This is a genomic window from Levilactobacillus parabrevis, assembly GCF_044051715.1.
In the GTDB taxonomy this organism is placed as follows: Bacteria; Bacillota; Bacilli; order Lactobacillales; family Lactobacillaceae; genus Levilactobacillus; species Levilactobacillus parabrevis.
The window spans coordinates 847,794-860,710 of the sequence record NZ_CP168688.1; the positions used below are offsets into that span (position 1 = coordinate 847,794).

Consider the following 12,917-nt stretch of genomic DNA (forward strand, 5'->3'; position numbering starts at 1 on the left):
TGGGTGACACTTGAATGATGCTGGTTTCATTGGTTGATCTTAAACACCAGTGAAATTGAAAAACGTGCTGCAGATTTCTCCTAGAGAAGTCCGCAGCACGTTTTAGGTTAAAGATTAAGCATTAAAGTTGTCGTTTTCCACATCGCGAATAAACGTTGCCAAGTGGTCGTAGTAGACCGGTGCGTTATCGATCATGTGGTGATGACCACCCTCAGGCGTCGTGACGAAGCGAGAGTGGGGGATGAGTTCAGCCATCTTCTTACCGGTGGCAATTGGCATGGTTTCATGTTCACCGAAAGTCAACAGGGTTGGCACCTTGATTTCCTTCAAGTGGTCACGGAAGTTCCATTCCTTCAGCTTGCCCTTGATGACAAATTCATTGTCACCTTGGAAGGCCCCGTAAACGTCGGTTGCCATCGTGCTGATCAAGTGGGAGATAGCGGCGGGTTTCTTACGGTCCACGTAGCCGTCGTTTAAGATGTCCACGTAACTTTGGTACTTAGGATCGTCATAGTTACCGTCGGCTTCGACCTGCTTCATGTAAGCAACTTGGTCGGCAGATAAGACCGTTTCTCGGATATGGTTAATGCTTTCAACGTATTCGTCGATTTTATCAACCATGGAGGAAATGATGGCACCCTTTAAGTGTTGACCATACTTAGCAGCGTACATTTGAACTAATGCGCCACCCCATGATTGGCCAATCAAATAAAACTTGTCGATGCCTAATTTTTGCCGAACTTCTTCGACTTCATCCAGGAAGTAGTCATAAGTCAGGTACTTCTTGGCCGTTTCAGGGTCACTATAGTCGGGTTGGTCGGAATACCAAGAACCAAGTTGGTCGTACATGTGGACCTGAACGTTCAGGCCTTGTGCGGCGAGTTGCTTGGCAGTGTCTTCCCAGTATTCGTGGTTGCCACCGGGGCCACCGTGAAGGGCGAGCAGGTGAATGTCACCAGTCCCTTGGGTATTGGTCCAGAGGTGGTAGCCGTTGTCTAAGGTAATGATCGTAGTGCCTTGTTTCATGAGTAATTCCCCCGTTTCTAATGAGTTATCTGTCGTGCTGGTCAACAGTGCCTTCGGACCGGTAAAATCAGCCAGTAAGAGAATCCCCACAGCTGAGTCCATTCTCACCGAATCTACGGCTAGTTACGTGTAGACCACGACTAGCTATTGGCATTGGCCAGCACCGAACAGATGCGTTAGTTAATATTTTATCACTGTACATGTAAATTCGAAACCAAAGATAATTGTGTAGCGAGCAAGTGGTGAAGTTACTTGCCGTGTAAGCCGTGAGGGTGGTGGAAATAAGCCCAGCCGTGGGAGTTCTCTTAGTGACGATTCTTGTCGCTTAGAGAACTGGTGTCAGTGAAACGCGATTCTTAGCGGTTCACTGACAAGGCCAGAGACCGTTCTTTGGCTCTGGTCGCCCGCCCTGGCGTTCCGGGTTATTTCCACCACCCGGTAAGGCGCTGTACCCGCAAGTTTTACTTCTCAACGAAGGGGACGGTTAGGGAAGAAGCACCCAGTTGAATCGAGTACTGCAAGTCCTGATTTCCGCGGACAGTCATGCCGAAGTCGGTCGCGTAGATGACCAAGCCCAGTTGGTGCCCCGCCAACAACCGGTAGTGGGTTGGTTGTAAGGTCACGGATAAATCGTAGAACTGGTTTGGCTTCAACTCGTCCACGTGGTAGGCGTTCGTCCGGTTTTGCAGGTTGCGGTGGCCCTTCGTGATCATCTTCCATGGCGTCGACTTGGTCGTCTGGAACTCGCGCAGGTTATCCTCGCGCCAACGATAGCCTTCATCGAGGCTGACCCGCAGTGGTGTTGGACTCACGCCAAGGCGTTTAGCATCGCCGTAATCCACAATCTGGAAACTTAACATCCCGACTGGCTGGTTGACGGCGACTTGCAGCTTCACGGTTGGCTTGCCATCCAAGACCAGGTCGTCCTTTAAGACGGCGGATTTGAAGATCAAGCGGTGGCCGAACATATCATTATGTTTGTCACCGAGGAGGGCCGTTTGCCAAGCGTCAATGTCCTTGGTGTAGCGCTGGTACTGGGTGACGGGAAGCTGGTCGCTAAAGCTGGTGGCGAATTCCATCGGTTCGTGCGTGGCCTCATCGACCAGTTCATCGTGTTGGAGATTGAAGACCCGGGTTGGGTTACTTGGTGCGTCCCAGTCATCTGTAGCGTGCCAGGTCTCTGGGGTAACGTTGTCTTGGACGATGACGTTTGGCAACAACGTTTCTGCCTGGTTGTCGACGCCAAGGAGCTCGTGAGTTAGCCAAAGGTTGACAATGTCAGTGTAGTCGATGGACCGGAAGGCGTTGATGTAGATGTGTTGGCCTTGGTGGAGGATCAGCTTCTTCGTGACGGGCAAATCACGGACGGCATTCCACAGATTGTTGACGTTGCGTGGCTTGACGTTCCAGTCGTTTAACCCGTGGACGAGCAGGAGATCCGCCTTGATGTTTTTAACATTCTTCAGGTAGTTCCGGGCATCCCAGTAGGTGCTATAATTGCCAGTCTTGCGATCCTGACCGTGGGTAATAGCGGCGAGGTCAGCCTGCCATTTGGCTTGAATCCGGTGGTAATCGCCGGCCTTGAGCTGCCGACTAAAGGTTTCTTCGGCCAAGACGTCTGTGTCCTCACCGGGGAAGCCACCGGGGGCGATGACCAGGCCACCGTCACGGTAGTAGTCGTACCAGTTGGAAATGGCGGCTTCGGAAATGACCGTCTTGAGGCCTTCGACCCCAGTAGTAGCGGCGGCTGTGGCCAGCGTTCCCAGATAGGAGCGACCGGTCATGGCAACGGCGTGATTACTCCACCAGGCGGGGATGGCTTGGGTTGCGGCCCGGCTGGTGAAGGCGGTACGGTTCCCAGCCAGCCATTCAATGATGGCGATGGTTGAAGTCGTTTCCTCAGGGTCCCCGGTGGTGCGGACACCATCGGAATCCAACGTCCCGATACCGGCGGCATAAACGACCGCAAAGCCCCGCGCCAGGAAGTAGTCGTTTAGCGTGTAGGATTGTTCGCGCGCAAAGGTTTCCTCAGCGGTCTTAGTGGTCGTTGTCACGGGCCGTGGGTCTGGAATTGGCGTGGTGTCGGGCTGTTCGGTGACATCAGCTAGCGTCAAGTCATTAGGTTGCTTAGGTTCCAGGGGCACGTTGACGTTATGCATCATTTGGTCGCCGGCCTCGTCGTTAGTCCCTTGGTTGTAAGGACTTGCGGTGTAGAGGACGGGGACCTTTAAGCCGGTTTCCGTTTCGGCTGGCCGAATGACCTCGGCTTTCAGCAGGTCTCGGTGGCCGTCGTGGTCGGTATCTTGGGGGCTTTCAACGTAAACGACTTCGCGAATCAGCTGGGTCGTGTCGAAGACAGCCTGGGATTTGCCGTTAAAGATCAGAGGCTTCTCCACGCTGGCGTCGTGCACCATTGGGGCGAAGTAACCGTGCGTCGTCAAGTGGTCGAGGAAGGTCTGACCAGTCTTGGTGTGCGTCGTAAGCAAGAGGTACCAAGCTTGCTTGAGTTCGGCAAGGGTGAAGTCATTGCTGGCGTGGTCGGCAACGGGGAGTTGAATTTTAGCCATTGCGGCCAGTGGATCGGCCAATTGGAAGTCCAAGTCTGGTGTGAAACCGAGCCGTTGCAGGGCCAGGTTGTAGAAGCCAGTGACTGAGACCGTTTCGTGCTGGGCCAAGAAGGCCAGCCCATCGAGATCTGGTGTTGCCATTAAGTTACTGAGTTGTTGGTCGACCACGTTAGCCGTGGTATATTCCGGCCAGCTCTTGTCGTAGAAGTCCCGCAGTAAGGCACTGGGACTGGTCAACTGTTGATTAGCAGCGGTTAAGAAATGAATCTGTTCCAACTCGCGCAGGGCATCGGCCGGCTGCGTGGGACGAATAGCAAATTGTTGATTACGCAAATTGATCACCTTCCTGAATAAATTAAAGGGTCATAGTTTAAGCTTACTTAGTTGGCGTGATGACTTTGTCAGGTAAGCATGGTTTAAAAACGTAAAAGTAAAAAACAAATATTAAAATTCCCAAGCAGTTGCCAACCGGCGAAGTGCCAAAAGAACTAGTGTAAGCCGTGAGGACGGTGTAAATCGGTTCAGCCGTGGAAATTCACTTAGCGGTTTACCGATTAGAGAATTGGTGCTGGTGAAACTCGGTTTTTAGAGATTCACCAGCAAGTCTGGAGACCGCTCTATGGCTCCAGACGTCCGCCCACCGCGTTCCAGTCCATTTTGACCACCCGGTAAGGCGCTGAAAACACACAATTATTTTGGCAAATCGTCGTTGAGGCGGCTGTGTCGGAGGCCGTAGGTGAAGTAGATCACCAGTCCCAGCGCAAACCAAATCGACGAGGCAATCCAAGTCTCAGCCGGCAACTGGAGCATCATGCCAAAGCACAACAGACCAGACACGATTGGCAGTACCGGGTACCAAGGCACCTTGAACCCAGAATTTTCTGGGAGTTCCTTGATGTGGCGCAACCGGATAATCCCAAAGGAAACGAAGAGAAAGGCTACTAACGTTCCGATGTTAACCAGGTTGGTCAGTTGGGCCAGGGGAACGAAGCCCCCCAGCAAGGCAATGACCACGGTGATGACGGCCAGACTGTTCTTAGGCGTCCCATTAGATTCGTCGATTTTTCCTAGGAATTTAGGCAACAGGCCATCGCGACCAATCGAGTAGATCAGCCGAGAGAAACTGTAGATCATGGTGACCATCATGGTAAACATCCCCGCCAGAGCTCCCAGCGAGATGATCCCGGACGTCCAATTCTGGTGAACCAGCGTCAGCGCAAAAGCCACGGGATCGGCCACGTTCAGCTTGGTGTAGTGGACCATCCCCGTAAGGACGACCGCAACCAGCATGTAGAGAACCGAAGCTACGATCAACGTCCCAATGATCCCAATCGGCATGTTCTTCTTGGGATTCTTCACTTCGGCAGCCGAGGCAGAGACCACGTCAAAGCCCAGGTAGGCGAAGAAAACGGTCGAAGCCCCTCGTAGAATCCCTTTACTCCCAAACGGGGCGAAGGGTTGCCAGTTGGCTGGTTTAACGTAAAACATCCCTACTAGGACGAATAAAATAATGATGGCAATTTTGACGATGACGATAGCGTTGTTGATCCGCATCGACTCGCGCATGCCCCGGTTGAGGAGCCAACTGATCAGCAGGACGACGAGGATAGCCACGATGTTCCCGTACGTGCCGTGTGCGGGGTCATAAGGTCCCGTGACGGCTGTGGGGAGGTCTAGGTGGAAACCGGCTAGGAACGAGTTAAAATAGGCCCCAAAGGAATTGGCCACGGCGGCGACCGCCAAGACGTATTCCAAGATCAGAGCCCATCCGAGTACCCAGCCGATGATTTCGCCAAACACCAGGTTGCCGTAAGAGTAGGCGGACCCAGCGACTGGCAAAACGGAGGCGAATTCGGCGTAGCACATGGCCGCTGTCGAACAGACAATGGCCGCTAACAGGAAGGATAAAACGATGCCGGGCCCGCTATACTGCGCGGCGATGGTTCCGGGGAGAATAAAGATCCCAGTTCCGATGACGGCACCGATGCCCAGTGACATCAGATCCTTTGCCGACATTGTTTTGGCAAAGTGCTGGTCACTTTTTAAGTAATTATCTAAGCGTTCGCGGCGAAATATTCGCGAAATACCCATAAAAAGCCTCCTTAATAATGATGATATCTCGGATAGTGTACCCTAGACTTAAATTAAAAGTCAATGAGAGTTGGCAAGAGTTTTACCAAAACCCGATTAAAAAATCCCCACAACCTTGGTTTTCGATATAAAATAGAACAGATATGGTCACAACAGATTTGGTGAGGACTGGTGATTAAGGAGCTGGGTTAGGGACAGAATGACTGGCTGAAAGGCCATAGCGGCGCTGTTTCGGCTGAATAAACTTACGGATTTTCAGTAAAACCTGGTGGCCACGGCAGTCACCAATTATGCCCAACAAGTCAGGTAGAATATTAATGAACTTTTTTTCTGACAAAATCCCCAAATCAAAAGCAGTTCGTGGTATGGTTAACTTTCATTTATATACGAGTAAAGCTAGCTGTCCTAAAGTGGGTATAGCGAAACCGAGATGCAGTAAATCTGTGGCCAATTTAATCAGAAATGTAAAGCACACCTGTGGCTGGTTAGCACCGTGTTAGCCGTGAGGGTGGGCAAAATGGACTCAGCCGTGGGAATTCTCTTGGCGGCTTGCCGCTTAGAGGATTGGTGTCCTTGAAACTCGGTCCTTAGAGGTTCAAGGGCAAGTCTGGAGACCGTTCTTTGGCTCCAGACGTCCGCCCACCGCGTTCCGGTCCATTTTGCTCACCCGGCAAGGCGCCGCAAAAGGGCCTAACCAGCCACCAAATGGTTGTGAAGAAGTGAAAGAGGAGGCAATTTCATCATGATTACCGAAAATGCAAGTGGTGCCGTCGTATACCGTCTCGTCGACGAGCAGCCACAATACTTATTGTTAAAGAGTGCCACCAGCAACTTCTGGGGCTTTCCCAAGGGTCACGTGGAAGGTAACGAAACCGACATTGAAACGGCCGTTCGTGAGATTCGCGAAGAGACTAGCCTGCACGTGACGATCGACCCCACGTTCCATGCCGACTTGGATTATGATATGAAGAACGGACACCACAAACACGTGGTTCTTTACACCGCGCAAGTGCCAGCTGACGTCACGATTCACCGACAAGTTGAAGAGATCAGTGAGTTCGGCTGGTTTGACTTTGCGACAGCCCATGAACGCTTGAGTTACCCGAATCTGCAGGACTTGATGACGCAGGCCAACGCCTTCTTAACGGGGGATCGGCATGTCAAATAAAGTATTGGTCATCACCGGGGCGACGGGGACTGGCAAGACCACCGTTCAGGATTACCTGGTCGATGAGTATCCCGTCACCAAGGTAATTACGCACACAACGCGACCACCACGTCAGGGTGAGGTCAACGGTCGTGATTACTATTTTGAGAGTGATGAGAGCTTTCCGAAGAATCATTACCTAGAGTCCGTTTTCTATTCCGGCTACCATTATGGGTCGTCACGTGAAGGCTTGGCGGCTGGTTTCGAGCGGGCCCCCTTTGTGGCCATTGTTTTGGATAGCAAAGGTGCTATTACCTACGCACAGGAGTTGGGAGACGAGGCCGTCGTAATCTTTTTGACGGTCAGTCAGCCGGACGAGTTGCTTACACGGGTGACCCAGCGCGGTGATGACCGAAGTATGCTCAAACAACGGTTTGCCAGTCCCGAATATCGGCGCGATTTGACCATGCCACTGGCGCTTCAGGGCAAGGCCATTCAGCTGAACAATGATAACTGGCAACAGACTCAGATTAAGTTAGATGAACTGATGAAACGCTTACAGGCAGAATAAGCGACGTCTTGGTTGAGTTTCGTTTGGAAATGTGCGAAACTTACTAGGAATTCGGACTAAATTTTTAAGAGGAGGCCGCCCATCATGGCAGATACGTTGAACGCCGCTGTGGCGATTTTAAGAAAGAATAAGTTTAAGTTGACCAAACAGCGTCACGCGTTGCTGGAGTTTTTGTTGACCAATCAAGGTCACTATACGGATGTGGTGACCGTTGACGCTTATATGCGGACTGAATTTCCGGGGATGAGTCACAACACCGTCTACCGGAACCTGAAGGAATTTGAAGAGGTCGGCATCGTTGAACAGAATACGGAACAGGAACGCACACGGGTAAAGTACCAGTGTGACTTCCACCATCAACATCACCACCACTTCATTTGTCAGAATTGCGGGAAGGTCACCGAGCTCCAAATGTGCCCGATGGACTTTTTCACGGACCAACTACCGGGCTACGACATCACGGGCCACAGCTTCGAACTCTACGGCATCTGCGCAGAGTGCAAGGCGGCCGGGGTTGTTGCGGCGCCCAAGAAGACGTTGGTCAACAACTAACGAGTTAGAAGTTTTCGCTTGCGGCTGCCAGGGATTCCGCCTGCTGTGGGGACCGCCTGCAGCCAAAGAACGGGCTTCCGGCTCGGTTCGAAGCCTCACAAAATTTCTGTGAGTCTTCAAACACGTCCCGCTGTGTAAGGCCGGGGAGAACCGAGCACCCGGTCTAACGCAGCTGTCACGGCTGGCTACACCTCTGGCTGCCTCCAGCTAGGAAAACTTGTTAATCTGACGTTAGCTGAGTGGTCAACGACCTGATTCTCACGAACTTAGGAACTATGATAAGTTGGATGATTCATAAGTGGCCACCTAGTCAGCGAGAGTTGTCTTGTGTCAATCGTAAGGAATACAGAAAGAGACTGGATATCCGGTTTTAAAACCTGTTTAAGCCGGAGGAGGTCAGGGATGGAACCGGCCGTGATGATGGTGCTAGGACGGGAGCGATTCTTCCCGTTCTTACACCATGGGACGAGCTTGGAAACTCGCGGTTTTGGCGAGGTTTCAAGTCGAGGTCCAAGACCGCTTCTCAGGCTTGGACCGGTTCCCACAGCAGGCGGAATCCCTGGCAGCCGCAGGCGAAAGCAGACATCGTTTTAAACCTTAGGAAAAATTAAAAGAAATTTGAGATTTTTTTGAACTTAACGTGGGATAATAAGAACCATTGAGTTAATTCAGAAGGAGGAATGTAGCATGGCGTACCGGACACCACCCTTTATTACGCCGTTTGCCATCGTTTCAATGGCACTCGCGCTCGGCGCTACCAACGTGGTCACTAATTCCGTGACGAAGACCAATGAAGGGGCTTCACGGACGTCGACGAGTTCATCGCTGGTCGTCAACCAGTCAAATGATTCTAAGAAGAAGGCTAGCGACGACAGTAAGAAGAAGGACTCTGATTCTTCCAAGAAGGACAGCAGCGACTCATCTAACAAGGAGAGTAGCAGTAGTAGTTCCTCGACGGATACGGAAAGCTCTTCAGCAAATTCGACATCCGAAGACAACACGAATAATGGCACAACTACGGGGAACACCGGCAACACGGGGACGACTTCCAAGAAGAAGACGTCATCCAGCACGACGAGTTCAGCAACGACTGATAATGATAATACCGCGAGTGATGACACGACGAACAGTGATGATACCACGGACGATACCGGATCAGGCACGTATAGTCACGCCACGACTTATAACAATACGAATGATACCAACGATACGGGTCAATAACGAAGAAAGGGGGACCGACAATGCTTAGTTTTCTTGATATGGTCAACCATTACCTGGGCTACATCAATGTGAGTGTTAAGATTAAGAACCGCATTTACGTCATTTTGGGCGCATTAGGGGATCTCTACCTGTTTTATATTGCCGTGCGTTATCTCCAAAATGGTCACCCATTCTGGGGCTTATTGATTCTGTTGATTGCCTTGGTACTGCTGTACTTTGTCTATCTCAATACGGTGTACTACTTCACCCAGAAGAAGGCTCCATTCGATATTTCGCCTAAGATTGAAAAGGCGCTGCACATGAAGCCGAAAGAAGCCGAGGAGGACAAGCCCCGACGGACGATGGGTGGTCGAAATATTCCCGCTAATGGTTACTTCGATGAGAAAAAAATATTACCTGGGAAATTAACCTCGACGCCAATCGAACAAGCCAACATTCAAAACTTGGCGGGGCGCCTGCAACAGAATCAATTGCTGCAGATGGACTATTCGGGATTGGGCGACCGTGAAATTACGGAACAGACTCGGCAGACGGGAAAGCCCGTTTACGCTTCTGGTCCCGGTGCCTTGATTCCTTACTTCGAGATGCAAACGGAAAATAATCAGTTGGTCGTTTACGCCGGCATTAATCAAGCTGAAAAGCAACGCGTCGGTGTGGTCAGCACGGTCGGTCTGCAAAATGTGGCCGATGTTCGGGATCAAATCGAACTGTATTTAGCCAATGCCACGTTAGTCGGGGGTCCTTTCAAGGTTCTCGGCCGGACGTCAGTGATTGAACAGGCCAACGACTTTCAAGTGGCCGTTCAACTGGCATATAAGCACCAGGGTGGCACCAAGCTAGCGCCAACGAGCACTGACCAGATGACCCGTGAGTCTACGGCGACATCACAACGGGCCCGTTACGACGACGCGCCACAGACGGAGACCGAGTCTGAACCGATGACGCGGACCTCCCGTTACCACCATTAATGAGTCAGCATGATAACCGGCACGCTCAGGGATTGTCTCTCTGAACGTGCTTTTTTGTACCCATTATTGTTGCTATAGATGCGCTAACGGCCGTCCGAGGCCATGACATTGTGACGTCAGTCTGCTACAAAATAGCCAAAGTGGACAGGTGACTTTTCCTAGAGTCGGGGTGGTCGGTAACAGACTATATCGCTGTGAGATAGTGCATAGCTAACATGCTGGTCCCAACTGATGCGAGAAAACCAGCGAACTTGTAAAAAAATGTTCGGGTTTTGATAGCCTAAATGTCACGTTTTCTAACATCACGGTGCTAACTGACAGAAAAATTTTCTCGTGAATATCACAGAGGCTTAACCCGTGGTATGACTAACGTTTTTGAGCTTAAACCATCACTGGGGGTGGTTACATATGATGTGTTTATTTTGACCGGGTTATTTTTTTGGTTTAAACTTTAACCTAGACTCAAAAAACACGGAATAAAAATTCAGGAGTGGGAGTCGCCTTTGGGCAAATACTTTAGTTAGTGGAGGGAAAGACTTATGTCAATGATTGAATTTCACAACGTTGAAAAATACTACGGTAGCTTTCACGCACTGCATAACATTAATCTGACGATTGAGGACGGTGAAACGGTCGTGCTGATCGGACCATCTGGGTCTGGGAAGTCGACGTTGATTCGGACCATCAATGGTCTGGAATCGATTCGCCATGGGCAACTGATTGTAAACGGTCAGGACCTCGCCAACCCCAAGACCGATATGAACCGGATCCGTAAGAACGTGGGAATGGTGTTCCAACACTTTAATTTATACGCCAACAAAACAATTCTTGAAAACATCATGTTAGCGCCAAGAATCGTGCTGCACCGTGACGAAAACGAAAACAAAAAGGTTGCCATGGAAATGCTCGACCGAGTGGGCTTGGCTGATCAAGCACCAAAGATGCCTTCCCAATTATCCGGGGGGCAACAGCAACGAATCGCGATTGCCCGCTCGCTGGCAATGAAACCTAAGTGTCTGTTGTTTGACGAACCAACCAGTGCCTTGGATCCCGAAATGATCGATGATGTGCTGAACGTTATGAAGACCATCGCGCGGGACTCCAGTATGACTACCTTAGTCGTGACCCACGAAATGGGATTTGCTCGTGAAGTAGCCAACCGGGTTATCTTCATGGCGGATGGCCGGATTCTGGAAGATGACTCTAAAGAAACCTTCTTCGATGGGCAACCAACGAATGAACGGGCGCGTCAATTCTTAAGCAAAATTATTACACACTAAAACGGGGGAGGAACACGACATATGAAAAAGTTTATTCGAATCCTCGGCTTAGTTCTGACCCTGTTAACATTGACGGTGGTCGCCAGTGCTTGCGGCCATAAGCCGCTGTCACAACGCAATGTGTTGCAGACGGACCGCCAGGACAAGACGATTACTTGGGGTGTCAAGGCGGATACCCGACTCTTTGGGTTACTCGACACCAAGGACAATCAAATTAAAGGCTTTGAAGTGGATCTCGCTACGGCATTGACCAAGCAGATGCTCGGTAAGGATGCCAAGGCTAAATTCATTCAGGTGACGAGTTCAACACGGATGCCGATGCTGAAAAATGGGAACATCGATGCCATCATTGCCACGATGACCAACACACCAGAACGGCGGAAACAAGTTGATTTCTCGAAAACCTACTTCTTTGCCGGGCAGTCACTGCTGGTCAAGAAGGGTAGTCGGATCAAGAACGTGAAGGACTTAAACAAACAGAAGGGGACCGTCCTCGGTGTTGTGGGGTCGGACTCCGTGCAAAATGTGGCGAAGGTCGCTCCCGATGCCAAGGTGCTTCAATTGACCGACTACGCGCAAGCCATGACCGCTTTGAAGTCCGGTCAAGGTCAAGCGTTGACGACCGATAACGGGATTCTTTACGGGATGTCCGTTCAGAACCCTGGCTACGAGGTTACTGGGGGCACGTTCGTCTCCGAACCTTATGGGATTGCAATCGACAAGAACCAGGAGCCATTCAAGGTGTCCGTGAACAAGGCGCTGACGCAGTTGCGTGAGAATGGTGAATATGACAAGATTCTTCACAAGTGGTTCCACAACGTGAAGGGCTTTGACTACAAGGAGGCGGCTAAAGAATGATTCATATCTTTCAAGCATACGGAGGCACACTCCTCTATGGCCTTGGCCAAACGCTATTGTGTAGCCTCATCGCATTGATTTTTAGTCTGATAATTGGGACGTTCTTCGCTTTACTGGAGGAATCACCAAGCAAGATTGGCCGGCGAATCGCGCGGGCTTATATCGAGCTCTTCCGGAATATTCCACTGCTGGTAATCACGATGTTCTTCTACGTCGTCTTCCCGCTATACGTGGTCAAGATGAACGGGTTCACCGCCGGGACGATTGGATTGACACTCTACACGTCTTCCTTTATCGCCGAAACGGTGCGGGCGGGCATTCAGTCCGTCGATCCCGGTCAAATGGAAGGCTCCCGGTCAAATGGGTTTACGTACTGGCAAGCCATGCGCTACGTGGTGTTGCCTCAGGCCTTTCGCTACGTCATCCCACCACTGGGAAATCAATTCGTGAACTTGGTCAAGAACTCTTCGACGTTAGCCTTTGTCGGTGGGTTTGACCTGATGTACCAAGGAAACGTCATCGCCTCAAGCTCACTGGAAACCATGGCGGCTTACTCCGCTGTCGGGGTCCTCTACCTGATTATTACGATGCCAATCAGTTACTACATGCGCTACTTGGAAAAGCGGTTAGCTTAAG

General features: G+C 50.9%; 11 protein-coding genes. 8 read left to right on the forward strand and 3 right to left on the reverse strand.

All coding sequences use genetic code 11. The annotated features are described in order from the left end of the window. Window positions 1-114: 114 nt before the first annotated feature. The 3 genes from ACEPSU_RS04100 to ACEPSU_RS04110 form a co-directional block, all read right to left on the reverse strand. Window positions 115-1,026 carry a proline-specific peptidase family protein gene (locus ACEPSU_RS04100; protein WP_395323135.1) on the reverse strand — a complete coding sequence of 304 codons (912 nt, stop codon included), beginning with the start codon at window positions 1,024-1,026 and terminating at the stop codon, window positions 115-117. A gap of 461 nt (window positions 1,027-1,487) precedes the next feature. Beyond that, window positions 1,488-3,926, reverse strand: a complete 2,439-nt coding sequence (locus ACEPSU_RS04105) for a Xaa-Pro dipeptidyl-peptidase (protein ID WP_395322910.1) — start codon at window positions 3,924-3,926, stop codon at window positions 1,488-1,490. Window positions 3,927-4,283: 357 nt separating this feature from the next. Further along, entirely contained in the window at window positions 4,284-5,684 is a 1,401-nt protein-coding gene (locus ACEPSU_RS04110) for an APC family permease (protein ID WP_395322911.1), read from the reverse strand. 742 nt (window positions 5,685-6,426) lie between these two features. Between ACEPSU_RS04110 and ACEPSU_RS04115 the strand changes: the two genes are divergently transcribed. The 8 genes from ACEPSU_RS04115 to ACEPSU_RS04150 all read left to right on the forward strand — a co-directional run bounded on the left by ACEPSU_RS04115 (window position 6,427) and on the right by ACEPSU_RS04150 (window position 12,916). After that, window positions 6,427-6,852, forward strand: a complete 426-nt coding sequence (locus ACEPSU_RS04115) for a bis(5'-nucleosyl)-tetraphosphatase (protein WP_395322912.1) — start codon at window positions 6,427-6,429, stop codon at window positions 6,850-6,852. Beyond that, a complete protein-coding gene (locus tag ACEPSU_RS04120; protein ID WP_395322913.1) occupies window positions 6,842-7,402 on the forward strand; it encodes a guanylate kinase in 561 nt (186 codons plus the stop codon). The genes ACEPSU_RS04115 and ACEPSU_RS04120 overlap by 11 nt, the downstream gene beginning before the upstream one ends. Before the next feature lie 84 nt (window positions 7,403-7,486). Beyond that, the gene (locus ACEPSU_RS04125) at window positions 7,487-7,954 is read left to right on the forward strand and encodes a transcriptional repressor (RefSeq protein ID WP_020089051.1); all 468 of its coding nucleotides are present in this window, start codon (window positions 7,487-7,489) and stop codon (window positions 7,952-7,954) included. 687 nt (window positions 7,955-8,641) lie between these two features. Beyond that, the gene (locus tag ACEPSU_RS04130) at window positions 8,642-9,175 is read left to right on the forward strand and encodes a hypothetical protein (RefSeq protein ID WP_020089049.1); all 534 of its coding nucleotides are present in this window, start codon (window positions 8,642-8,644) and stop codon (window positions 9,173-9,175) included. Between the two features lie 20 nt (window positions 9,176-9,195). Further along, window positions 9,196-10,143 carry a DUF6681 family protein gene (locus ACEPSU_RS04135; protein ID WP_395322914.1) on the forward strand — a complete coding sequence of 316 codons (948 nt, stop codon included), beginning with the start codon at window positions 9,196-9,198 and terminating at the stop codon, window positions 10,141-10,143. A 539-nt stretch (window positions 10,144-10,682) separates the two neighbouring features. Next, window positions 10,683-11,423: an amino acid ABC transporter ATP-binding protein gene (locus tag ACEPSU_RS04140; RefSeq protein WP_020089047.1), complete on the forward strand. Its 741-nt coding sequence runs from the start codon at window positions 10,683-10,685 to the stop codon at window positions 11,421-11,423. Window positions 11,424-11,444: 21 nt separating this feature from the next. Beyond that, entirely contained in the window at window positions 11,445-12,281 is an 837-nt protein-coding gene (locus tag ACEPSU_RS04145; RefSeq protein ID WP_395322915.1) for a transporter substrate-binding domain-containing protein, read from the forward strand. Then, a complete protein-coding gene (locus tag ACEPSU_RS04150; protein WP_020089045.1) occupies window positions 12,278-12,916 on the forward strand; it encodes an amino acid ABC transporter permease in 639 nt (212 codons plus the stop codon). Before ACEPSU_RS04145 ends, ACEPSU_RS04150 begins: the two co-directional genes overlap by 4 nt. Window position 12,917: the final 1 nt, after the last annotated feature.